Origin of the sequence: Pseudarthrobacter sp. NPDC055928 (genome assembly GCF_042270935.1) — a bacterium.
Lineage (GTDB): Bacteria > Actinomycetota > Actinomycetes > Actinomycetales > Micrococcaceae > Arthrobacter.
The window spans coordinates 406,943-429,533 of record NZ_JBHJZH010000001.1 but is presented as its reverse complement, the minus strand read 5'-3'; the positions used below and the strand labels follow the sequence as shown (position 1 = coordinate 429,533).

Below are 22,591 nucleotides of genomic sequence, written 5' to 3'. Positions count from 1 at the left end.
CACCGGGTCGGGGGCGCCGGGGCGGGCACTCCCGGGCAGGACGGCCCCACACTATGCTGGCAGCATGTCTACCTATGAAGTGACCCGCAGCGCATTCATTCCGGCTCCGGCCGAGGCAATCTTCCCGCTCATCAACAACTTCCACGAATGGACCCAGTGGTCTCCCTGGGAGAAGGTGGACCCCGCCCTGGAACGCCACTATTCCGGCAACGCTGCCGGCGTCGGCGCGAAATACTCCTGGAGCGGCAACCGCAAGGCCGGCAGCGGAAACATGGAAATCGTGGAGTCCACGGAGCCCCGATTGGTCAGGGTCCGGCTCGAGTTCACCAAGCCGTTCAAGGCCGTGAACCCCACCACCTTCACGCTGACCCCGGTCGACGGCGGCACCAACGTGAAGTGGACCATGACGGGCGAGAACAAGGGATTGGCCAAGGTCTTCGCCCTGTTCATGAACATGGACAAGATGGTGGGCGGAGACTTCGAAAAGGGCTTGCAGGCACTCTCGGCAGCGGCGTCCGCGCGTACTCACTAGGGCGGCCTTGTCCCGCATGAGCTGCCGTGGGCCGCATGAGCGGTATTGGGCGGCACCGTTCATGCGGGCCCGGGCCGCGGAAGCCGGCAACGGTGTTCGGGCTGTGAGGATGCGGGGCAGTTCGAAGTCCGCGTTCAGTCCTCGTATGGATGGACCGGGAACGCTGAGGCAGCCCTGGAACTCGCCAAGCAGCACCAGGATCTGAACCTGCCGGGCAGCCGAATCGTGGTCCACCAGGACCAGCAGGTCCCCGGAATGCAGGGCGCCTACGTAAAAAGCCCTTCGCCGATGTATCCTCCCGGCTGGACGCCGGGAGGGACCGCTGCCAGGGCCGAGCCGGTGTGTTTGAGGTATTCCACGGCCAGGGTGTCCTGCTTGGCCATGGCCATCTGCATCGGGACGTAGTGCGTGCGGGGATCCCTGACGAAGGCAACGAAGAACAAACCGGCGTCGAGGTGCCCCAGCCCGTCGGAGCCGTCGGTGTAGTTGTAGCCTCGGCGGAGCATCCGGACTCCGTCGTTCTGGTCGGCGTGGGCCATTCGGACGTGAGCGTCCATACCAATCAAGGGTTCGCCGTCCTTGCCTTTAAGGGCAAAATCAGGGGCGCTGAATTCCTTGCCTCCGGATAGCGGGGACCCTTCGGACTTGGTCCGCCCGATCAAGCCCTCCTGTTCGCGGAGCGAGGTGCGGTCCCAGATCTCGATGTGCATACGGATCCGGCGGGCCACCAGGTAGCTGCCGCCCTGCATCCATGCTTCCTCTGGACGGGAGCCTGCACCCGCCCACACGTGTTCGTTCAGCAGGGCTGTATCTTCGGCTTTGATGTTGTTGGTGCCGTCCTTGAATCCGAAAAGGTTGCGTGGGGTCTGCTGGCTCCGGGACGTCGAGGAAGTGCGGCCAAAGCCGAGCTGGGACCAGCGCACCCGGACCGTGCCGAAGCCGATGCGGGCGAGGTTGCGGATGGCGTGGACGGCCACCTGCGGATCGTCCGCGCAGGCCTGAACGACGATATCGCCGCCGCTGCGGTTCGGTTGCAGGTCATCGCCGGGGAAATGTGGCAGGTCGATCAGGGCTTCGGGGCGGCGGCCTTCCAACCCGAAGCGGACTTTGCCGTCCTTTTCGAACAGGCCAGCGCCGAACCCGAAGGTCACAGTGAGCTTTGCAGCGCTGAGGCCTAAGGCTTCGCCAGTGTCCTCCGGCGGCGCGTCGTAGGGGCCGTCCGCCGCGCCGGTGGTGCCAGTTTGGCGGCCTTGGCTCATGGCCTCGGCGGCCGCCGTCCAGTCTCTCAAGAGCCGGATCAAGGCGCCGCGGTCGTCCGTGGTGACGTCGAAGGCAGCCATATGCAGGCGGTCCTGAGCCGGTGTGGTGATGCCGGCCTGGATGCTTCCGTGGAACGGCACAACGTCTGCTTCGGCCGGGGTCGGAGCTGTAGCGGGAGCCAGAGCGTCATGGCTGAGCAGGCCTGCGGCCACGCCTGCAATGGCTCCTGCACCGCCTACGCCGGCCAGTGCCAGGAGGCCCCTGCGCGACATACGCGTCGCCGGCGCCTCACCTTTGGCCGATTCGGCGGCGGAAGTGTCTGCACCGAGTGCGTCCGGTCCGGCAGCGTCTCTTCCCGCCTGGCCCCCGCCGTACGGGCAGCCGCTCACAGAACGACGGCGGCGGTCAGGTTGGACAGCGGCTCACCGAGGGCGTCCACCAGGGCGGCGAGCTTTTGTACCTGCTCCGGGGTTAGCTCGTCGTAGTACATGAAGTCTTCGCCGCGGGCGTGCTGCGTGAGTTCGGCCTGGAGAGCGGCGAATTTCGCCTCTAGCGACGTGGCGAGTGCCGGGTCTTTCTGCTCCAGGACGGGTTTGAGGTTCTCAAAGGCGATCCGGGCGCCGTCCACGTTGGCCTGGAAGTCCCAGAGGTCCGTGTGCGACCAAATTTCCTCTTCACCGGTGACCTTGCCGGTAGCAACTTCGTCCAGCAGTTCCTTGGCGCCGTTGCCCAACTTGTCGGGGGTGAGTTCAACGTTGCGGGTACGGCTGACCAGGTCCTCGGTGTCGGCGACCAGTTGGGCGGAGAGCCTTTCGCGTTCGGTTGCACTCAGCGCAGCGAATCCGGCAGGCGGGAAGAGGTCCTTTTCGGCGCGGTGCCAGCCAGTCCATTCCTCGCCCGGCGCAAGGTCTGCCTCTCGGGCATCCAGCTTCGGGTCGAGGTCGCCGAAGGATTCCGCAATGGGTTCGATCCGCTCCCAATGCATCCGGGTGGCGGCGTAGAGGTCCCGGGCCTTGGCGGCATCGCCGGCGGCGTAGGCTGCGGCGAACTCCTTGGTGCCGGCCAGGAGCTGCTCGGCCTGGTCCTTGACGTAGGCCATGTACTGGGCCGTCCCAGTGTCCGTGAGGGCCTTGATGTTGGTGTCCACTGCGGGTGTGTCCCCGGATTCGGTGATCTCGAAGGCGGAGCGGATGCCCTCGCCCTGCATGCCCGGCTTGCACGCAGTTATGTACTTGCCGGCGGGTGCAGTGGCCACCAGGTTGCGGGTCAGACCCGGTCCGATGTTCTCCACCTCGCCGATGATGCGCAGGCCGTCTTCGGCGAGGAGGTAGAACTCGGTGACCTGGTCGCCATCGTTCTGGATGGCGAACGTGATGTTGCCGCTCTTGGCGCTCGATGTGGACAGCGAGCAAACGTCATTGGTGCTGGAAACCTTGATGGGGCCGGTGGCGGCCGGAGCGCTGTTGTTCGTGCAAGCGGCCAGTGCCAGCGGAAGGATAGCTGCGGCCAGCATGTAACGGAAATGCCGGTTGGCGAACTGAGGCATGGGGATATTCCTTTGGGGATGCGGTGGTGTGGAGGGGGAAGGCTAGGATTTTGACGCGAAAGTCGGCGGGCTCTGGGGCTCATCCACCGGGTCATGCGCGCGGTGATCGGTGCGGAGGATAAAAAACATCACCGGCGGGACGTACAGCAGCCAGGTAGTGGCGGGGGAGAAGTTCAAGGTGCCCTTGAGCAGCGTCCCGTACCAGGATGACGGCGGATGGACAGGCTACCGCCGATGGCCTCCTGCGTTTCGAACGTCAGTCCGCGGGGGCCGAAACTGAGGAGGGCCTCGAAGCCCTCGGCAACTCCGACGCCGGCCCACAGCTTGGGGAGCAGATGCGACCGGCCACTCTTGGACAGGTAGGCCATCAGCAGGACGATGACGAGGGTCGCCTCAAGGCCTTCGCGCAGGCCAAACAGATAGTTCGCGGTCATTCGCCAGTGCACCTCGCCTCGTGGAAGCCAAGGTTAGGCTTACCTAAGAACGAAGAGTACCCAGCTGTGCCAATTAAGCAAAGTTTTTGTGAGCTATTTCCTGCAATAGGCGTCAAGCATCAGCTGTCGAAGTGGGGTTCGGGGGCGCCGCCGTAGCCTTCCAGGATTGATTCCGCGAGGAGGCGCAGCTTCACGTTCCGGTGGCTTGAGGCCCTGGCTAGGATGTGGAAGGCTTCGTGGTAGGAGCATCTGTTCTGCCCCATGATCACGCCGCAGGCGATGTCTATCGTCGTGCGGCTGATCAGGGCCGAGCGCAGCTGGTCTGTGAATTCGGACGCCCGCCGCACCTGCGTCGCCAGGCGCAGGCTCCTCGATCCAACATCCCGGAAGGCAAAAGCCTGCGACATGAGCTCAGTGGTGAAGATGTTGGGCTCGGCCGCGAAGAAAGACAGAGCGCCCGCATAGCCGTGATTCACCTTCAAGGGAAGGCTCATAGCGCTCAAGTAGCCAGCCGCCTGCAGCCGTTGGCGGTAGTGGGGCCACCGCGGGTCCCGGGATTCGGCGTTGAGGAGGATGGCAACGCTGCCGTCCAGCGATTCCGACGCCGGGCCGTGCGAATGTTCCTGGTCCCACCTGGTGAGCGCCACGGCTGCGTCAGGCGCGCCGGCCGTGACCGGTTTCCGCTTCGGTGCCCGGAGGGTCACCGCACAGTCAAGGACCGCGTCGGCGGCCCTGGTCAGGGCCGCGGCCCCTAGGCCAGCGAGCACGTCCAGTGACGCGGCCTCCGTGGGTGCCACCAGATCGTAAAGGAGATCCGTGCCGTCCCAGCGCCAGTGGGTCGGCAGCTCAAGTTCGTCCGAGTCCCTGCCGGTATGTGTTTGACCATCGTTCACGTGATCGCCCCCATCAAGTGAGAAGGGCCGTCGCTACTGCAGCCAATCCCGAGCCTAGGGGGCTCACAACCGGGGCACACGAGTAGTTAGTACTCATATTTGATTAACCCCGGCACGGAGCGGCCCGGGTCCCGCAACGGGATCCGGGCCGTGTTCCGCCAGTGTCAGCCTTCGTTGATGCGGATCATATTGCCGGAGGGGTCCCGGAACGCGCAGTCACGCGGGCCCCACGGCTGGGCCTTGGGTTCCTGCAGGACCTCGGCCCCTGACGCGCGGAGCCTTTCGAACGTCGCATCGAGATCGTCCGTGTTGAACACCAGCATGGGCATGACGCCCTTGGTGAGGAGCTCCTGGATGGCGTCTCCGTCTGCCTGGGAGCGGCCTGCGTGGGGAGGCGAAAGAACGAGCTCAAGGTCGGGCTGGGCGGCACTTCCAAGGGTGACCCAGCGCTGTCCGTCCGAGCCGACGTCGTTCCGCACTTCAAAGCCAAGCGCGTCGCGGTAGAACGCGAGGGACTCGTCGAGATCGTTGACGGTTACGTGTGCGTATTTCAATGAAATGTTCATGTTTCACACGCTATTGCAGCTGTGGCGCGGGCGCTTCTTCAATCCTGCTCAGTGTTTCCCGTGCCACTCCACTGCCTGCTTTCTTGCTTGCTGCCGACGCCTTGCGGTCCGGCCGCGTGTGTTGTTTGGCGATGCAGTTGGGCATGGCCTTAACTGCGTGGTGTTCCCTGGAGCGATACTCGCTGGGGGTGATGCCCACGACCTCTGTGAAGCGGGAGCTGAACGAACCCAGCGATGTACAGCCCACCTCCATACAGGCGTCCGTCACGCTGATGCCGGCCCGCAGCAGGGCCATGGCGCGTTCGATCCGCCGCGTCATGAGGTAGTTGTAGGGCGTCTCGCCATAGGCAGCCTTGAACTGGCGCGAGAAGTGCGCCGGCGACATCAGGGCGCCGGCAGCCATGGTTGGCACGTCGAGGGGCCGCGCATATTCGCGATCGATCAGGTCGCGGGCGCGGCGCAGGTGGGCCAGGTTGGCCAGCTCCTGCGGTGTCATGCGGTCATTTTACGCGTCGAAGTGGGTGCTGGGCTTGTCGCCGGAGATCTTGATGACCATTTCCTCGGCCACGTCCCGGAGCTTCTGGTTCCGGTGGCTGGAGACGTTGGTCAGGATGGTCATGGCTTCGGCCTGGGTGCAGCGGTTCTGGCCCATGATGATCCCGCAGGCCAGGTTGATGGCTGTTCGCTTCTGCATCGCTGCGCTGAGGTCATCGGCGGCGCCCTGGGCGGTGCCCACTTTCAAGGCGAGGCGGACGGCGCTCCCGGCAAGGTCGGCGAAGCCGGCGGCTTCCTTGATGATGTCGTCAGAGAACACGCTGGTGGACGTAGCGAAAAAATTCAGGGCGGCGGAAGAGTCTTCGCCGATCTCCAGCGGCACGCCCAGGGCGCTGAGGATGCCCTCGTCATACAGCGCTTTCTGGTAGCGCGGCCAGCGCTGGTCGGTGCGGACATCGCCCAGGAGGGTGGGCCTTTGGGTCTGGAGGGCTGTGATGCAGGGTCCCTCACCTACCTGCTGCTCGATTTTGTCCAGGTGGATGGCCTTGGGGCTGCTTCCGCCAACGGTCCTGGTGTGCTTGACGCGTTTCAGAGTCACGCCGCATTCCACGGTTTCACCGGCGTTCCGGCTGATCACGTCGGCGGCGATAGCAGCGAAGCCTCCCAGGAACTCGGCTATTGAATCTGTGCCGATGATCAGGTCCTGGAGTTCAAGGAGGAGGTCGCGCTCCGGCGTTGTGGACATCTCCACAACCTATTCCCATCGGTTAGCGCCCGCAACTGGAAAGGGCTGGGGACTAACCGATGACGGGGCGCTCTTCCGGCAGGCTATAGAGCCTCGGCCGGGAGGAGAGGGCCAGCGCGGACGCTACTGTCACGGTGCCGATCCTGCCGAGGAACATCAGCGCCATGAGGACCCACTCGGCCGACGGCGGGAGGTTGTACGTGATACCGGTGCTCATCCCCACGGTGGCGAACGCGGAGATGGATTCGAAAAGTACCTTCTCCAGGCTGTGGTCCGTCAGCATCAGCAGCGCCAGGGTGCCGCCCACCACCGCGGCGACCCCCAGCAGCGCCACGGACAGAGCTTGGCGCTGCGACGAGGCGCTGATGGAACGGTGGGCGATGGTCACCTCATCCCTGCCGCGCACCTCGTTCCAGATGGAGAACGCCAGCACCAGGAACGTGGTGATCTTGATGCCGCCGGCGGTACCGGCGCTGCCGCCACCGATGAACATCAGGATGTTGGTAACCATCAGTGTCTCAGGAGCCGCGGCACCGTAGTCGATGCTGTTGAAGCCGGCAGTGCGGGGGAAGACGCCGCCGGCCAGTGAACCCAACAGCTTGCCCGTCAGTGACAGGCCGCCCAGGGTCTCGTTTCGGTTCCATTCGAAGGCTCCGAACAAGGCGATGCCGCCGGCGAGTAGCACGAGGGTGCCGTAGATGGTCAGGCGCAGGTGAATGCTCCAATTCCTGGGTTTCACGTCGCCCCGGAGCAGTTGGATGATCACCGGAAACCCCAGGCCGCCGGCAATGATGGCCAGGCAGATGGGGACGATGATCAGGGGGTCTTCGGTGAAGCCAACGAGGTTGTCGCTGTAGAGCGCGAAGCCGGCATTGTTGAAGGCCGACACCGCATGGAAGGAACCGTGCCACAGTGCCGTCAGGGGATTCTGGTCGTAGGCCAGCCAAAATCGGACCGTCAGAATAGCGGCTGTGACCGCCTCGATGCTGACCATGAGCCTGGCCACCCGCAGCAGCACGTGCCTGACATCGCCCAGGTTCAGGGTGTGCGTTTCGGACTGCGCCACCAGTTGCCCGCGCAGGCCTATGCTCTTACGGACCAACAGTGCCAGCAGCGTTGCCAGGGTCATGATGCCGAAGCCGCCCACCTGGATCAGGAACATGATCACAGCCTGCCCGAACGGCGTCCAGTACGTTGCTGTGTCCACAGTGATAAGCCCTGTTACGCAGACAGCCGACACAGACGTGAACAGGGCGGCCATCAGGGGGTCGCTTACCAGGTCGCTGCCGGTCCGGGCCATCGGAAGCATCAGCAGGGCCGCACCCAGTCCGATGACGGCCAGGAACGCCAGCGGGACCGAACGCACCGGGTGCAGGAGGGCTCGGCGTATGGGGTTATCGCTCCGCGGTTCGGGGATTCGTCCGCCCCTCAGGCCCGGCATTGCAGCGCCGTTCCGGGGTGGCGCCGGCGCGCCGTTCCGGAACCTGCTCAGGGACATGTCCTAGCCCACATGGATGCCAGGACGGCGACTCGGGTCGGGTTCATTTTCCCTGATGATCTCCCGGACCACGGGGGCCGTGTCACCGCGGCCCAGCAGCAGGTAGCGCATCAGGTGTGCCAGGGGGTTGCCTTCCGCCCACTCAAAATAAGCGTGTGGCCGGACTCCCGTGGCGTCGCGGAGGGCCAGCAGGATGGCGGCGATGGCGTTGGGAGCGGCAGGGCTCTCGGCGCGAAGGACGCGGTGTCCGTCCACCTCGATTCCACGCACCTCCAGCACATCACTGAAGCCCGAGGGATCGGTGACGTCGATTTCCAGGAAGATCACATCAGCCGTTCCAGGCACGGGATTGTTCTCGCGCTGTTGAGCTTCCTTCGCGCTGTATTCCGCTGCATCGCGGGCCTGCGGGCGGTTGGCGATCAGGTTGATCCGCCCGTCGTAGTCAATCGTGTCGGTGATAAAGCGGCGGGCGTCGTCGTCGAACTCGATTTTATGAACCCTGAGTTCGGTGGTGCGGCTGACCCGGGACACCAGCGAGACCACAATGATGCCCACGATGAACAGCCCGGAGATCGCCAGGCCGTCCGGTTTGGCGATCACGTTGGCGGCCAGTGCGTACAGCAGTATCAGGGTCAGGACAGAGAACCCGACCGCGGCGCTCCGCCTTTTGCTACGCGCCGCGGAGATGCTGACGGCTACCGCCCCGGAAACCATCATGGCCAGGATCCCGGTGGCATACGCGCCGGCCTGGGCGTTCACGTCGGCCTTGAACCCTATGGTGATCAGGATGCTGATGGCGGTGTAGACCAGGACCACCGGCCGCACGGCCCGCGACCAGTCTGGGGCCATGCCGTAGGACGGCAGGTAGCGGGGAACGATGTTGATCAGACCGGCCATGGCGGAGGCGCCGGCGAACCACAGGATCAGGATGCTGCTGACGTCGTAGACGGAACCGAAACCGTTGCCCAGCAGCTCGTGGGCCAGATAGGCAAGGGCGCGGCCGTTGGCTTCACCGCCGGCCGCGAAGGCGTCGGCGGGGATCAGCACCGTGGTCACGAAGCTGCTGCCCAGGAGGTAGACGCTCATGATCAGGGCGGCCGTGGTGAGGAGCTTGCGCGTGTTCCGGACGCGGGCGGCAAGGCGTTCCTCCGCGGTGGCGCCATCCGCCGCGACCAAGGGCATCATGCTGACGCCGGTCTCGAAGCCGGAGAGGCCCAGGACCAGCAGCGGGAAGGCGAGTAGGGCGGGACCGGCGATGTCCCCGAAGCCCATACCGGAGGAGGTGAGCGCGGCGGTCCAGGCGGACAGCGCACCTGGCTGCGTGACGGCGTCGAACATTCCCACGCCGATAATCACGGCGTTGAGCAGCAGGAAGATGGCCACCAAGGGGATGGCGACTGCAACCGCTTCGGAGAAGCCAAGAAGGAACACTCCGCCCAGGATCAGCAGGAGCGCCACGGTGATCAGGACGGCCTGGCCGTCCAAAAAAGGCGGCAAGTAAGGGTTCTCCAGCATGTGGACGGTGGCGTCGGCGGCGGAGAGGGTGATGGTGATGATCCAGGACGTTGCAACGAAGCCGAGCAGGACGAGGACAAAAATCTTTCCCCGCCAGAACGGCAGCAGCTTCTCCAGCATCGCCACCGATCCCTGACCGTGAGGGCTTTCATGCGCGACCCGCCGGTACATCGGCAGCATGCCCAGCAGTGTCAGGCCAACAATGAGCAGGGTGGCCAGCGGGGAGAGCGCCCCGGCGGCGAGGGCGGCGATGCCAGGCAAGTAGGAGAGGGTCGAAAAGTAATCCACTCCCGTGAGGCACATGACCTTCCACCAACTGTGGGCCGGTGTGTGGTCCTCCGCGGCTTCGGGGCCTACCGGCTGGTGGACTGTATGTTCCAGCAGCCACCTGGTCAGCCGGTTTCCAGGGTCGCCGTCCCGCTCCGGATTCGGAACACTGGCGGGGATGGAGAAGCGGGTGGGTGCAGTCAAGGGGTTACTTTCTCTACCCGCGCAGGCGGGATCGGCGTGAATAACCAACGGAGCGTAGCACCGGGCCAAGGGCGCCCAACGGCGGAACCCGGGATCTTAACGCGTTCTTAACGCCGGCCCCACAGCACCTCCAGACGGATCATTTTGAGGCCTTGCACTTCGGCTACTTAGCGCTACTATGTACTAGTAGCTAGTAACACTGAGTAGTGGATGAGGAGGTGTCCGGTGGGTAAGCAAATGACGGAAATGCTCAAGGGGACACTGGAGGGCATTGTTCTTGCCCTCCTGACCGGGAGCCCGGCCTACGGGTACGAAATCACCACGCTGCTCCGGGCACAGGGGTTCACCGAAATCGCCGAGGGGACCGTGTACGCGCTGCTGGTCAGGATCGAGCAAAAGGGCCTGGTGGACGTCGAGAAGCGGCCCTCCGAGAAAGGGCCGCCGCGCAAGGTGTACACGCTCAACCCGCAGGGCGAAAAAGAACTGGACGAATTCTGGAAAACATGGAGCTTCTTGTCCGAACGGCTTGAACAGCTCCGCACGGGAGGAAAGTGATATGGCAGCCAAGTGGATCGAGCTTGTGACCGGCTCGCTCGAGCAGAAGAAGCAGTACAAGCAGTCCAAGGCGCGGCTGGAAGCCCTGCCCGAGCCCTACCGCGCCGTGGCGACCGCCTTCAACCGGTACTTCATGTATTACGGCGGGGTCACCGAGGGGGACACCATCGTGCAGATGTTCTCGGACCTGGCGGACCTGTGGGAACGCGCTGCCATCGACGGCACGCCCGTGGTGGAGATCGTCGGCGAGGATCCCATCGAGTTCGCCGAGAGCTTTGCTCAGGCCTACGGCGGAAAGCGATGGATCGATAAGGAACGGGCCCGTCTCATCGAGGCGGTCGATAAGGCGAAAGAGGCAGGATCGTGACAACCGCCGCTATCCGGGTGCAGGGCATTGAGAAGTCCTTCAAGGACGTGCACGTCCTGCGCGGTGTGGACTTTGACGTGGCCGCGGGGAGCATCTTCGCGCTGCTCGGTTCGAACGGCGCGGGCAAGACCACGCTGGTGCGGATCCTGTCCACGCTGCTGAAGGCCGACGCCGGAACCGCCATGGTGCACGGCTTCGACGTCACCGCGGAGCCCGGCGACGTGCGCGAGTCGATCAGCCTGACCGGCCAGTTCGCCGCGGTCGATGAAGTACTAACCGGCCGGGAAAACCTCGTGCTCGTAGCCAAATTGCGTCATCTAAGGGACCCGGGGGCGGTCGCCGATGGGCTGCTTGCGCAGTTCAACCTCGCGGATGCGGGTTCCCGCAAGGCGTCGACGTACTCGGGGGGCATGCGACGCCGGCTCGACATCGCGATGAGCCTGATCGGGAACCCGCCGGTCATCTTCCTCGACGAACCAACAACGGGGCTCGACCCCCAGGCGCGTATCGAAGTGTGGCAGACCGTTAAGCGACTCGCCGGTCAGGGCACCACGGTGCTACTGACCACGCAGTATCTCGACGAGGCAGAACAGCTCGCTGACCGCATCGCGATCCTGCACAAGGGCACGATCATCCAGAACGGGACGCTCGCCGAACTCAAGCAACTCCTCCCTGTTCACCCTGGCGCTGACCTGGATCGCCGTGATCGCCGGGCTCTCGGCGAAGACTGTTGACGGCGCGAGTGCGTTCAGCTATCCACTGATCTTCCTGCCGTTCATCAGCTCGGCATTCGCGCCCACCGATTCGATGCCGGGCCCGGTCGCATGGTTCGCTTCGAACCAGCCCGCCACCTCCATCGTGAACACCATCCGGGCCTTATTCGCCGAGGAACCGGTCGGCAGTGACATTTGGATCTCCCTGGCCTGGCTCGTCGGTATCCTGGTTCTCGCCTATGCCTTCGCGACCGCCATTTACCGTCGCAAGATCTCCTAGGGTTTTGTCGGGCAAGCTCCCTGTCAGGCACGACGACGGCGGTGCCGCCGTCGTGCCCCAGGTTGCAGTGTGGCGTGTGCATCGGTCAGTCCGCGGAAGAATTTGTGCCGGCCCTGCACTGGCTGTGCAGCGGGTGCAATGTCAGGATTGAAGGCAGGCACGCAGAGGCCAGAGGAGGCTCACGGATGACCGATGGGACGACAGCCGCCCGCGAGACCGGATACGCGTCGGTCAATGGGCTCCAGATGTATTACGAGTTGCACGGGGAGGGCGGCACTCCGCTGTTGCTCCTGCACGGCGGGCTTTTCGACATCGAGCAGCAGTTCGGTGCGCTGATCCCGAGTTTGTCGGGCGGGCGCCGGGTGATCGCCGCGGACTTCCAAGGGCACGGACGCACTAACGACATCGACCGGCCGCTGGGCACTCACGCCCTGGCGTCTGATGTCATCGGGCTTCTTGAGCACCTCGGTGTCGGCAGCGTGGATGTGTTCGGGTTCAGCGTCGGCGGTGCGGTCGCGCTGGACCTGGCGATCCACCACCCGGAACTTGTGCGCAAGCTCATCGTTTCGTCGGTGTCGTTCCGGCCAGAGGGGGATCGCGGCGGCAACGGGGAAGCTGTCGCGGAGATGACGGTGGACATGATCGCGGGAACCCCAATGGAGGAACGTTACCTCACAGTGTCCCCGCATCCCGATCGCGAGCACTTGCAAGGCCTGCTCGATAAGCTCTCACACTACGGCTCGGGCGAAACCGGATGGAGCGATGATGAGATCCGCGGAATCGCTGCCCCGACGCTCTTCACGGTGGGTGACTGCGACATGGTCAAGCTTGAGCACGCGGTGAAGTTCCTCCAACTGCGAGGGGGAGACGTGAACGGCGACTTCGAGGGCGTGCCCGCGTCGCAGCTCGCGGTGTTCCCCGGAACGACGCACTTTTTCGGGCTCGCGCGGACCGACCTCGTGCGCGAGGTAGTGACCACGTTCCTCGACGCCCCCGCGCCCACCGGCTGGGCCGACCGGTAAGGGCGCCGGCCAACAACCCCCGTATCACCCCAGCAAGTCCGCTTTAGGACGCCTTGCTCGCCGTACCTTTGCCGCCCACGGAGTCCACCACGGTGGAGGCCACCTCGCGGAGTTTCACATTGCGGCTGTTGGACGACCGGGTGAGGATGCTGATGGCCTCGTCCTGGGAGCTGCCGTTCTGCGCCATGACCACGCCCACCGCCATGTCGATGATGGTCCGTGACTGCATCGCTGCCAGGAGGTCCTCGTGTACGCCCTTAAGGTGCGCCATGCTGAGCGCGAGCTGTATGGATCGTGACGCGTTGGCCACGAAATTTTCAGCGGTCAGGACGTCCAGGTCCGAGAATCCGTTGGGTTGTCTGGAATAGAGGTTTGTCACCCCGTGCGCCTCGCCCGCCAGGTTCAAGGGGACGGCAAGGACGGAGCGAACGCCGTTGTCCAGTGCGGCCTCCGTGTAGCGGTGCCACCGTTCCTCGACAAGAAGGTCGGGGACCAGGACGGTGGTGTTCCCCTGCAAGGCCGTGAGGCATGGCCCCTCGCCGAAGCCGTTCTGCAGCTCATCCAGGGACGCCGCCCGCGCATCGCTGCTGGCTGCCACCGCGGGCTTTTTCTCCCGCAGTACGGTCACGCCGCAATCAATAATGTTGTCCTGCGTCGAAAGGCACGACGCCGTCATGATGGCCAGTTCGGTGAGGAAAGAAGTGATCTCTGGGCTGTCCAGGACAAGCCCCAAAAGTCTGTGTTCATCCTCGGCCGCTGCCACATGTCCCGCTGTTCTGCCCTCGCCTTTGGTAGCCCCCAGCTGATTGTGGTCCAAAATGTTCCGCCTCCTTCGCCGAAACCAAGTCCCCTTCCGACGTTACCCCCGTCGGAAGGTGGTGGACATCCCTAATTCATGCGGATAACGGCTCCGCGTTAGGGGTTCTGTTCGGCCCTCCCGCTGGGTAGTTACGGGGTGTGCCGCTGCCGGCTGCCGTGTCCTCGCGCCGGATGATCTCCAGGGCCTCCGGATCCAGCAGCCTGCGGGTGCCGGTCCGGGCGTCCAGGATCCAGAACAAATCCAGTTTGGGAACGACGTCGGTCACCCGGCCCTCGTGGAAGAGCTTGCCGTTGTGCCACGCCTCGATGTAGTCGCCGGCCTGCAGCCGGTCGGTGTTGACTCGTTCCGTCTGGACCGGTTCGGTGTGGATCCGGCCAGTGCTAATACGTTGAGTTCCCATGTGAGCCGCCTCCAACTCGTTGTGTCCCCGTACGGCCAAGCTTGCCGTGGCGACGTTGCCGGATTGTTTCGCCGGGATGATTTTCCTGTGTCGTCGACCCGGAGGCGTGCGTGGCCGGCTGTAACCCGGGGCGGGAAACGGGGCACATCAGAACTTCGCTGCGAAAAGGGGTTAGAGTCCGGGGACGGTTTCCGGATCCCGGGTTTCGCGTTCTTTTGCGGTGACCTGGGCGATGGCGTGCCGGGCGCGGCGGACAAATCGGGCCGTCCGCCATGCGCCGTAGGTGGCGCCTAGTACGAGGAACAGCCCGGCGATGAGGAGTGGCCAGGGTGCGTAGGCGATGCTCGTCTCGGAATGCTCTGTGCCCGCTTCGGAGGTGACGGTGGCCGCCGCGGTGCCGGACTGAATTGCGGGTGCCTGTGGCAGGCTGGCGTGAAGTTCGAGCGTGGAGCCGGGCAACATGCTTTCTGGTGTGTCGAACTTAAGCTGGGTGTTCGCTCCGACCAAGCTGCTGACATCGAGCGTGCCGGACGGGTGCAGGATGGTATTGCCGGTGTTGTACAGGGGCAGGGCGAACGTGACTGTGTCCCCGGTCTTCTCCCAGCTCAGGCCGCCGTGTTTGAGTGTGCTGACAGCGGTGCCTGCGACGTTGAGGTAAATGCGGACTCCCTGGCGCTGGATGACGTCTAGGCGGACGGCTGTGTTTCCTTCCACGGTGGAGGTTTTGCCTTGGACCGGGGGGCTTTGGATGATCAGCCCGCCGGCGTAGTCTCCCGGTGGGGTTTCGGCGGGGACGCTGATCCTGAAGGGGACTCTTAGTTCTGAGTTCGCCGCAAGAGTGATGTGGTCGTTGGCCAGTTGCACCCAGCCGCCCACGCCGGGACGCGGCTCGTCCTGGTTGGCCAGCGCGAAGGCGCCTTGCGGCGTGCTGGTGGCGTCTACGGGATAGTTCAGTAGCGTCACGGCTGTTTCAGTGTGGTTGGTGACGATCGCGGTAGCCTCGAGCGCTGCCCCGGGGTAGAGGGAGATGTGGAAGAAATCAGATTCGTTCGCAGGCCGAATTCCCAGCGCCCCGTTGTCGACCGCAGCTACCGGTCCAGAACCGGCAAGCAGGCAAAGGGCCAACGCCGCCGTGATCAGTGCAGTGCTCAGGGCCCGGTGGGGCCGGGAAAAGGGAATGGTCATGGAGGGTCCTTAGATCAGCAGCCGCATTGCCCGTTGTTCGGGTAGGGGCGCAACCCGCCGGATGTTCTCCCCAGGAGAGAACATCCGGCGGGTGCGCAAGGGCTCTAGGAGATGGTGTACGTGAGCGTGGAGACGTACGGCAGGAGAGCAGTGGACCCAACGGCGCCAAAATAATTCGACCGGTAGGTGTTTGCCGGGACGGCCAGGTTGTAGGTGGGTGTTAGCGCGTAGGTTCCCCTGTTGGCTCCCCCGGACGTAACGAGGGCCTGGGCCGACCCCGACATTGCCAGGGCCGGTGCAGTGATGCCGGCGACAGGATCGGCGCCCGACCCGGCGGTGACTGTGCCCGGGGTGATGGTCAGGTTGGAAACGGGGATGGTGCGAGCCGTTGTTTCAACGGTTCCGGCCGCGCTGGTGGGGACCGTGGCGGTAACTGACAACGTCCATGCTTGGCCTGTGCCGCGGGAGTCTGAAATGCTCCACGGGGACGAAGATGTTCCGGTGGCGGCTTTGTCTGTTCCGTCGAGTGTCACACCGCTCAGGTTCGCCCCGGACGTTGTGGAGGTCAGGGATCCACCGGAAATGGTGGAATCGACCGTGTCCGCCGTTGCCGCCGGCAGGACCGTAGTGAGCAGGATTCCGGCGGCGGCAAGGACGCCTGCGGCCTTGATGAATTTGCGCATGGGATTTCTCTCCAAAGGTTGTGGGCACGCCAAGAGCACGGCCGCGATGTGGCACGACGAAGTGATTGAGATACGCAAGACCGTGCAGGGTGAAGGTCCAACGGGATAACGAGGATCCGAGGGCGGGTTGAACAACCCGCAGCTTCCCACATCCGGCCCGCAGATAGGCACTGGTCTTGCGTGAGAGCAATAAGGAATTCGTTCTGTAGCCCCCACCATGAACGAACATCACCAAACGATGTGGTGTGTATGTGTCACTGTACGCTAGTCGCCGGCCGGCACTCCGGACAGGGGACGGCGGAACAGATGTTCACAGGCGGGTCATAGCATGGGGGTATGAAAGTTGGGATGATCCGGGGACGCTCAGGGCGGAAACTGACATGACCGCCGACAGGGACAGGGATGCTTCACAGCGCCCCCGGCAGGCGCGGCCGCGTGACGCCCTTGGGCGGCCGCTGCCGTACGGAAGCGTCGGCGTCGAACCGGTCTCGGAGGAGCCGCTGCCGCCGGCACAAACATTGGTCACGGCTCGGAGCCTGGTGGAGGCCGGCCGGCCCTTCGCCGCCCATGAGGTACTCGAGGCCCGCTGGAAAGCCGGGCCAACCGAAGAACGCAACCTTTGGCAAGGACTCGCCCAAATCTGCGTCGGTCTCACGCACGCCGCCCGGGGCAACAATGTTGGCGCGCTCCGGCTCATCGAGCGCGGCGCGGCCCGACTCGCCGAGTACGGTTCCGGCAGCGGCCCGACCTACGGGCTCGACTTGCAGGCTGTTGTCAATTGCGCACGTGACCGGATGCGCACTGCCCCCTGAACTGACAGCCGCGGTCAGCCGGCATTTTCCTTGGAGGCAAGCCACCGGTTCAGCGCTTCTCGCCCCACACCCAGAACGGACGTGACGCTGGAGCTACGCGGTCGGCCTTGGTAGCTTCAACGCATGGCCATCAAATTTGAGAACGTCGGCATTGCAGTTCGGGACCTCGAAGCAACCATCGCTTTTTTCACAGATCTCGGTCTTACGGTTGTCGGCCGTGACACGGTCAGCGGCGAGTGGGCCGACACTGCGGTCGGACTTGATGGCAACCACGCGAAAATTGCGATGCTCCAAACCCCCGATGGCCAGGGTCAACTGGAACTCTTCGAATACATCCACCCTGAAGCGATCGAGACGAACCCAACTCGTCCGAACGACATCGGAATGCACCGCGTTGCCTTCTCGGTTGACGACATCGACCAAGCCCTTGAAATAGCTGCGAAGCACGGATGTACTCCGCTGCGCGGCGTGGCGACCTACGGTGACGTCTACAAGCTCACGTATCTCCGCGGACCCAGTGGAATCCTCGTCATGCTCGCTGAGAAACTGACAAAGGACTGACGCCGGGGTCTGGCCGATGAGGGAGGCCTGCGCCCCAACCGCGTAATAACGCCGTAGTAACGGCCAGCGTGAGCCAATAACTAAAGCGACCTTCGCACTTTCTTGTGAACAACGCCGGTCAGAGAATTGAAGATGACGGAAGTCCGCGCTGCAGCAAGGGAATGAGCAGAGGATCCAGGTGAACGCCGGTGAGTTCGCGCAACACTGTGGGACGAAGGCAAACCTCGAAGCTCAGTCATGGGTTTCGCACTTCTGCCGCTGGGCGGCTTCGCTCGTCTTCGGGGAAGCGTGATGTAAAAAACGCGAGCGGAGCCGATCTCAGTCACTCGGTTTTACAATGGTTTGCCATTATTGCGCCCCTCACCACCGTTGCCACCGCTTTGGCATTTTGGTTCGGATGGACCATGACGGCTACTCGGACAGCCTATTTTGGCATTGATCAAAGTATCCTTGAGTATTCCACGGTCGATTATCTCCTGCGCAGTGCAGATGCGCTGATTGTTCCTGCTATTTTTATTCTGCTCATCACGGTTGTATGTGTTGGAATTCATGCGGTGACCGCTGCAATTATCAGGCGGGAAGTTGGTCTTGGGTACGTCCAAATCGGGGCCGTATTCGTGTTGTTGGCCGGGACATTCGTCACCTCGCTTGGAGTCTGGACGATGTTCGAGGATCTTCCCTTTGCCACTCCCTTCCTTTTCGAACCTTCCGCGCTGGGAGGTGGAATCGCAGTCAGCGCCTACGCTTTCTGGGTGCTCCGACGAACGGCCCTCGGCGCGAACACGGTAAGGCGCCTGCCAATGTGGGAAAAGCTCGGCTACGTTGCCGTAGTTCTCCTCGTGGTGGTGGCACTCTTCTGGGCCTGCTCTTCCTATGCGGGAGCCCTTGGCACCGGCAGGTCCCGGGAGTACGCCCAGGATCTGGAGCGGCGTCCAGCGGTGACTGTCTACAGCACGCAATCGCTCGCGCTGGGATCATCCGTGACAGAGGAAAAAATCTCAACCCCCGGCTCGAAGTACGGCTTCAAGTACACCGGGCTCAGATTCGTGACACTCAGCTCCGGCAAATACTTCCTGCTGCCAGCGGACTGGTCACGGAGCGCCGGCGTGGCGATCGTTTTGGATGAAAGCTCCGAATACAGGGTTGAGTTTGAGCCGGGAAGGGGATAAGCAGTGCAGCGGAAAATAATAGCCCTAGGAACCAGTTGTCTGATAGCCGTTGCCGCGCTCAGCGCCTGCGTCGCGGAACAGCCGACAAACGGCGAAACATCTGAGCCGGCCGCGGTGGATAACCGCGTCAAAGTGGGCGGAAACAACTGGATATATGAACCTGGGGCTAATGCTGAAGTTGTCAGGGTCGGCGCGGTTGAATCTTTTGAAATTGTCAATGAGACCGATGAGGACATTTCACCTGAAGTTGGATTTGGAAATGTCCTGTTCAGGGAGATCTCGAACGGATGCACAAACATTGTTCTCAAACCTGGCCAGTCCTGCCGGGTTCTTGGAGAGTGGGTGCAAGGGGGTGTCAGAAAGGCAACCCTGGATGTAGCGGTCACCAAGCAGAGTACGCCCGGCGCTACGAAGGAAAAAATCTCCATTCCGCTTGAGGCGACTTCACGTTCGGAGGTGCCGACAGGAAAAACCGTCTCACCTACACCGGCTTCTACCACTGCGTCGCCGTCGCCTTCAGAGACTTCGACAACGGGCACTCCCACACCATCGACCTCGACCTCGGGGACGTCAACACCTTCGAGTTCACCAACGGGGACGTCAACGGGTTCGGCTCCGCTGGGTCAGACGCCGTCTCCAAGCGCAACGCTGGGTGGTCTATAGCGTTGGTGACCCTGGTGCCTGGACAGCGGGAAAATTCGAGCAGCTGGTCAGGCGTGGGCATGGAGGAAGTGCTCGATGCCGTTCTCTCCCAGGGAGAGCCCGGTTTGGGCGAGGTCAGGTAAGTGGCAACCAACCCGAAATTGAGACTTATTGTGCAGTGACGGCTCAGTCCGCTGCTGTCGCGCGCGCTCCTGCCCAGTTGCTCCCAGGTGGTCGCCATCCTGATGCCGGGACGCGCCGACGTCGTGGCGCGCCTTCGTGAAGGCAGGAAGAGTAACTGGGCGGGGACGCACGACGGTGGCCCGGCAGGCAGTGGGCCGCGTTCCCGGTCAGGGTGTCGCCGGCTCGCAGGAGCAGCATCCACCACGCCCCGCTGCTTGACGCCCTCCAACGCTTCCGCATATCCTGAACGAACGGTCGGTAAATAAATTAGTCCAATGAAGGCCTTTGCATAGGAGCAACCATGGCAGCGCATAATCTGCAGTCAGTGCCCGCTGAACAGTCCCCGGAAGGAACGGCGGCATCATCCGCAGAAGCAGCACTCGCCCAGCGTGAGGCGGACGGTCAGGCGAACTTTGACCGCGTCATGGCGGAGGATTCCCGCATTGAACCCAAAGACTGGATGCCGGACGCTTACCGCAAGACCCTCCTGCGCCAGATCTCCCAGCATGCCCATTCTGAAATCATCGGCATGCAGCCCGAAGCTAACTGGATTTCGCGAGCCCCCAGCCTGAAGCGCAAGGCCATCCTCATGGCCAAGGTCCAGGACGAGGCCGGCCACGGACTTTACCTCTACTCCGCCGCCGAGACCCTCGGCCAGCCGCGCGACAAGATGACGGCGGACCTCATCGCCGGCAAGGCCCGTTACTCCTCGATCTTCAACTACCCTGCCCTGACCTGGGCGGACATGGGTGCTATCGGCTGGCTGGTGGACGGCGCCGCCATCTGCAACCAGGTGCCGTTGTGCCGCGCCTCCTACGGCCCCTACGGCCGTGCCATGGTCCGCATCTGCAAGGAAGAGTCCTTCCATCAGCGCCAGGGCTTCGAAATCCTGCTGGAACTCTCCAACGGCACCCCGGAGCAGAAGCAGATGGCCCAGGACGCCGTGAACCGCTGGTACGCCCCGGCGCTGATGATGTTCGGCCCGCCGGACGACGATTCGCCCAACTCCCGCCAGTCCATGGCGTGGAACATCAAGCGCTTCAGCAACGATGAACTCCGCAGCCGTTTCGTGGGAATGATGGTGGAGCAGGTCCGCGTCCTGGGCCTCACGCTCCCGGACAGCAAGATTCGTTTCAACGAGGAAACCAAGAAGTGGGAGCACGGCCCGCTGGACTGGAACGAGTTCAAGGAAGTCCTCGCCGGCCGCGGCCCCTGCAACGCGCAGCGGCTGGAACGCCGCAGGGAAGCGCACGACGACGGCGCCTGGGTCCGCGAGGCAGCAGCCGCCTATGCAGCAAAACAGCACGCAAAACAGTCAATGAAGACGAAGGAATACGCAGCATGAGTCCCCACGGCAACCCGGAAGCCCCGGCCAGCTCCGCCACCGAGATCAACCGGGAGGCTCCGAAAGCGAGCCCCGAGGTCGGGCCCAAGGAAACGGAAACGGGCAACGCCTGGGGCCTGTGGGAGGTCTTCGTCCGGTCCAGCCGCGGGCTGAGCCATGTCCACGCCGGGTCCCTGCACGCGCCGGATGCCGCCATGGCCCTGCGCAACGCCCGCGACCTCTACACCCGCCGCAACGAAGGCGTGTCCATCTGGGTTGTCCCGGCCGATGCCATTGCCGCCAGCGATCCGGACTCCAAGGGCTCGTTCTTTGAGTCCCCGCAGGGCAAGGATTACCGGCACGCCACGTACTACACCAAGAGCGAAGGGGTGAAGCACCTGTGATCCCCACCGGCTCCCACAGCTCGCAAGCTCGCAGCGGGTCCCTCGCCGGCGTGGCCCCAACCACGGAAGGCCACGGCGACATCTCCACCGGCGTCCCCAATGCAGCCGGAGTGGCCGGCGGCGACAGCAACGCCAGCGCCACCCGCATCACGCCCGGCAACGCCCTGCGCCCGGAGGATATTGCCCTTGAGGTCCGCACTGGCCTGGTCAAGCCCACCGAGGACGTGGCCGAGTACGCGCTCCGCCTCGGCGACGACGCCCTGATACTGGCCCAGCGCCTGGGCCACTGGATCTCCCGCGCCCCCGAACTGGAGGAGGACGTGGCCCTGGGCAACATCGCCCTGGACCAGCTGGGCCATGCCCGGAGTTTCCTCACCTACGCCGGCGGCGCCTGGGAGAAGAGTGAGGATGACCTCGCCTACTTCCGGCGCGAGCACGAGTTCCGCTCCGCCCACCTCTTTGAGCAGCCCAACGGCGACTTCGCGGTGACCATCGCCCGGCAGTTCGTGGTGAGTTACTACCAGTTCGAGCTCTACCGCCGGCTCACGGAGTCCACCGATGCAACGCTGGCCGCCATCGCCGCCAAGGCCGTGAAGGAAGTGGACTACCACCGGGACCACAGTGCCCAGTGGATCCTTCGCTTGGCCGGCGGCACAGACGAATCCCGCAAGCGGATCATCCACGGCCTCAAGCTCGTCTGGCCCTACGTCGGCGAACTTTTCGAGGATGACGCCCTGGTGACCCGCCTGGCGGAGGCCGGTGCCGCCGTCGTTCCTTCCTCCATCAGGGAAGACTTTGACCGGCTTATCGGCGGAGTCCTCCAGGAGGCCGGGTTGGAGGTGCCGGACGTTCCGGCAGCACCTGGGGGCGGCCGGTCCGGCAAGCACTCCGAGCACCTGGGCTATGTCCTCGCGGAGATGCAGGTGCTGGCCCGCGAGTATCCCGGAGCAAGCTGGTGACGGTGATGGAAATGTACGTCGCCGGCTTCGAGGCCAAAACCAAGAGCGCCGAGCAAAAGGCGTGGGACATCGCCGCCACGGTGTGTGACCCCGAAATCCCCGTGCTCACCATCGCGGACCTGGGCATCCTCAGGGACGTGAAAATGGTCGACGACGGCGGGATAGTTCCCGCTGTCCAGGTCACCATCACGCCCACGTACTCGGGCTGCCCGGCGATGGACGCCATCCGCGACGACCTGATGACCGCGTTCGCCAAGGAAGGCTACCCCAGTGTCCATGTGGACCTGGTGCTTGCGCCCGCGTGGACCACTGACTGGATGACGGACGCCGGCAAGGCCAAGCTGCGCGAGTACGGCATCGCCCCGCCCTCCGGCAGGGCCGCCGCCGCCAGGCACGCGGGCCCCATCCGCCTGCAAATGGCCGTCAAATGCCCGCAGTGCTCGTCGCTGAACACCAAGGAACTCACCCGTTTCGGTTCCACCTCCTGCAAGGCGCTGTACGTCTGCCAGGACTGCAAGGAACCGTTCGACTACTTCAAAGTCCTGTAAGGAAGCCCC

Annotated in this window: 24 protein-coding genes and 2 pseudogenes; 13 read left to right on the top strand and 13 right to left on the bottom strand. The window is 63.9% G+C overall.

Annotation, left to right across the window (positions count from 1 at the left end; genetic code table 11):
• Nucleotides 1-64 precede the first annotated feature (64 nt).
• Nucleotides 65-532, top strand: coding sequence for an SRPBCC family protein (locus ACFC25_RS02080; protein WP_337346133.1), 468 nt, complete (start codon nucleotides 65-67; stop codon nucleotides 530-532).
• 266 nt (nucleotides 533-798) lie between these two features.
• Here ACFC25_RS02080 and efeB read toward each other — a convergent pair whose 3' ends face one another.
• The 9 genes and pseudogenes from efeB to ACFC25_RS02035 form a co-directional block, all read right to left on the bottom strand.
• Nucleotides 799-2,064, bottom strand: a complete 1,266-nt coding sequence (gene efeB, locus ACFC25_RS02075; RefSeq protein ID WP_376043714.1) for an iron uptake transporter deferrochelatase/peroxidase subunit — start codon at nucleotides 2,062-2,064, stop codon at nucleotides 799-801.
• 113 nt (nucleotides 2,065-2,177) lie between these two features.
• Complete coding sequence (gene efeO / locus ACFC25_RS02070) at nucleotides 2,178-3,338, bottom strand: iron uptake system protein EfeO (protein ID WP_376043711.1); 1,161 nt, start codon at nucleotides 3,336-3,338, stop codon at nucleotides 2,178-2,180.
• A gap of 215 nt (nucleotides 3,339-3,553) precedes the next feature.
• Nucleotides 3,554-3,772: pseudogene (locus ACFC25_RS02065) on the bottom strand (high-affinity Fe2+/Pb2+ permease); the annotation flags it as partial.
• A gap of 119 nt (nucleotides 3,773-3,891) precedes the next feature.
• Nucleotides 3,892-4,665: an ANTAR domain-containing protein gene (locus ACFC25_RS02060; RefSeq protein ID WP_376043709.1), complete on the bottom strand. Its 774-nt coding sequence runs from the start codon at nucleotides 4,663-4,665 to the stop codon at nucleotides 3,892-3,894.
• A 164-nt stretch (nucleotides 4,666-4,829) separates the two neighbouring features.
• Nucleotides 4,830-5,231 carry a VOC family protein gene (locus ACFC25_RS02055; protein ID WP_376043707.1) on the bottom strand — a complete coding sequence of 134 codons (402 nt, stop codon included), beginning with the start codon at nucleotides 5,229-5,231 and terminating at the stop codon, nucleotides 4,830-4,832.
• A gap of 10 nt (nucleotides 5,232-5,241) precedes the next feature.
• Nucleotides 5,242-5,727 (bottom strand): helix-turn-helix transcriptional regulator, encoded by a 486-nt coding sequence (locus ACFC25_RS02050; protein ID WP_337351662.1) that lies wholly within the window; start codon nucleotides 5,725-5,727, stop codon nucleotides 5,242-5,244.
• A gap of 9 nt (nucleotides 5,728-5,736) precedes the next feature.
• Nucleotides 5,737-6,471: a GAF and ANTAR domain-containing protein gene (locus ACFC25_RS02045; RefSeq protein WP_376043705.1), complete on the bottom strand. Its 735-nt coding sequence runs from the start codon at nucleotides 6,469-6,471 to the stop codon at nucleotides 5,737-5,739.
• A 52-nt stretch (nucleotides 6,472-6,523) separates the two neighbouring features.
• A complete protein-coding gene (locus tag ACFC25_RS02040; RefSeq protein WP_376043975.1) occupies nucleotides 6,524-7,912 on the bottom strand; it encodes a TrkH family potassium uptake protein in 1,389 nt (462 codons plus the stop codon).
• A gap of 60 nt (nucleotides 7,913-7,972) precedes the next feature.
• Nucleotides 7,973-9,955 (bottom strand): amino acid transporter, encoded by a 1,983-nt coding sequence (locus tag ACFC25_RS02035; protein ID WP_376043703.1) that lies wholly within the window; start codon nucleotides 9,953-9,955, stop codon nucleotides 7,973-7,975.
• Between the two features lie 225 nt (nucleotides 9,956-10,180).
• On the opposite strand from ACFC25_RS02035, the gene ACFC25_RS02030 reads away from it, so the two are divergent.
• From ACFC25_RS02030 to ACFC25_RS02010, 5 genes and pseudogenes are all read left to right on the top strand, one after another.
• The gene (locus ACFC25_RS02030) at nucleotides 10,181-10,510 is read left to right on the top strand and encodes a PadR family transcriptional regulator (protein WP_337346143.1); all 330 of its coding nucleotides are present in this window, start codon (nucleotides 10,181-10,183) and stop codon (nucleotides 10,508-10,510) included.
• A 1-nt stretch (nucleotide 10,511) separates the two neighbouring features.
• Nucleotides 10,512-10,877, top strand: a complete 366-nt coding sequence (locus ACFC25_RS02025; RefSeq protein WP_337346144.1) for a DUF1048 domain-containing protein — start codon at nucleotides 10,512-10,514, stop codon at nucleotides 10,875-10,877.
• Entirely contained in the window at nucleotides 10,874-11,611 is a 738-nt protein-coding gene (locus tag ACFC25_RS02020) for an ABC transporter ATP-binding protein (protein WP_376043700.1), read from the top strand. The genes ACFC25_RS02025 and ACFC25_RS02020 overlap by 4 nt, the downstream gene beginning before the upstream one ends.
• Nucleotides 11,550-11,870: pseudogene (locus ACFC25_RS02015) on the top strand (ABC transporter permease); the annotation flags it as partial. The gene ACFC25_RS02020 and the pseudogene ACFC25_RS02015, both read left to right, overlap by 62 nt.
• Before the next feature lie 185 nt (nucleotides 11,871-12,055).
• The gene (locus tag ACFC25_RS02010; RefSeq protein ID WP_337346147.1) at nucleotides 12,056-12,892 is read left to right on the top strand and encodes an alpha/beta hydrolase; all 837 of its coding nucleotides are present in this window, start codon (nucleotides 12,056-12,058) and stop codon (nucleotides 12,890-12,892) included.
• A 43-nt stretch (nucleotides 12,893-12,935) separates the two neighbouring features.
• Here the strand turns inward: ACFC25_RS02010 and ACFC25_RS02005 are convergent, their stop codons facing one another.
• The 4 genes from ACFC25_RS02005 to ACFC25_RS01990 form a co-directional block, all read right to left on the bottom strand.
• The gene (locus ACFC25_RS02005; RefSeq protein ID WP_376043697.1) at nucleotides 12,936-13,709 is read right to left on the bottom strand and encodes an ANTAR domain-containing protein; all 774 of its coding nucleotides are present in this window, start codon (nucleotides 13,707-13,709) and stop codon (nucleotides 12,936-12,938) included.
• A gap of 76 nt (nucleotides 13,710-13,785) precedes the next feature.
• Nucleotides 13,786-14,112: a hypothetical protein gene (locus tag ACFC25_RS02000; RefSeq protein WP_337346149.1), complete on the bottom strand. Its 327-nt coding sequence runs from the start codon at nucleotides 14,110-14,112 to the stop codon at nucleotides 13,786-13,788.
• 171 nt (nucleotides 14,113-14,283) lie between these two features.
• Nucleotides 14,284-15,297, bottom strand: coding sequence for a WxL protein peptidoglycan domain-containing protein (locus tag ACFC25_RS01995; protein ID WP_376043693.1), 1,014 nt, complete (start codon nucleotides 15,295-15,297; stop codon nucleotides 14,284-14,286).
• 104 nt (nucleotides 15,298-15,401) lie between these two features.
• Nucleotides 15,402-15,980, bottom strand: a complete 579-nt coding sequence (locus ACFC25_RS01990; RefSeq protein ID WP_337346151.1) for a hypothetical protein — start codon at nucleotides 15,978-15,980, stop codon at nucleotides 15,402-15,404.
• 380 nt (nucleotides 15,981-16,360) lie between these two features.
• Here ACFC25_RS01990 and ACFC25_RS01985 point away from each other — a divergent pair, with 380 nt between their 5' ends.
• From ACFC25_RS01985 to paaD, 7 genes are all read left to right on the top strand, one after another.
• Nucleotides 16,361-16,792, top strand: coding sequence for a DUF309 domain-containing protein (locus tag ACFC25_RS01985; protein WP_337346152.1), 432 nt, complete (start codon nucleotides 16,361-16,363; stop codon nucleotides 16,790-16,792).
• Nucleotides 16,793-16,915: 123 nt separating this feature from the next.
• Nucleotides 16,916-17,353, top strand: coding sequence for a VOC family protein (locus ACFC25_RS01980; RefSeq protein WP_376043689.1), 438 nt, complete (start codon nucleotides 16,916-16,918; stop codon nucleotides 17,351-17,353).
• Between the two features lie 188 nt (nucleotides 17,354-17,541).
• Nucleotides 17,542-18,522 carry a hypothetical protein gene (locus ACFC25_RS01975; RefSeq protein ID WP_376043686.1) on the top strand — a complete coding sequence of 327 codons (981 nt, stop codon included), beginning with the start codon at nucleotides 17,542-17,544 and terminating at the stop codon, nucleotides 18,520-18,522.
• Between the two features lie 1,126 nt (nucleotides 18,523-19,648).
• The gene (gene paaA, locus ACFC25_RS01970; protein ID WP_337351675.1) at nucleotides 19,649-20,692 is read left to right on the top strand and encodes a 1,2-phenylacetyl-CoA epoxidase subunit PaaA; all 1,044 of its coding nucleotides are present in this window, start codon (nucleotides 19,649-19,651) and stop codon (nucleotides 20,690-20,692) included.
• Complete coding sequence (gene paaB, locus ACFC25_RS01965) at nucleotides 20,689-21,075, top strand: 1,2-phenylacetyl-CoA epoxidase subunit PaaB (protein WP_337351676.1); 387 nt, start codon at nucleotides 20,689-20,691, stop codon at nucleotides 21,073-21,075. Before paaA ends, paaB begins: the two co-directional genes overlap by 4 nt.
• A 50-nt stretch (nucleotides 21,076-21,125) precedes the next feature.
• Nucleotides 21,126-22,034, top strand: a complete 909-nt coding sequence (gene paaC / locus ACFC25_RS01960; RefSeq protein ID WP_337346285.1) for a 1,2-phenylacetyl-CoA epoxidase subunit PaaC — start codon at nucleotides 21,126-21,128, stop codon at nucleotides 22,032-22,034.
• Nucleotides 22,035-22,039: 5 nt separating this feature from the next.
• On the top strand, nucleotides 22,040-22,582 hold the full coding sequence (gene paaD / locus ACFC25_RS01955) for a 1,2-phenylacetyl-CoA epoxidase subunit PaaD (RefSeq protein WP_376043973.1): 543 nt from the start codon (nucleotides 22,040-22,042) through the stop codon (nucleotides 22,580-22,582).
• Nucleotides 22,583-22,591: the final 9 nt, after the last annotated feature.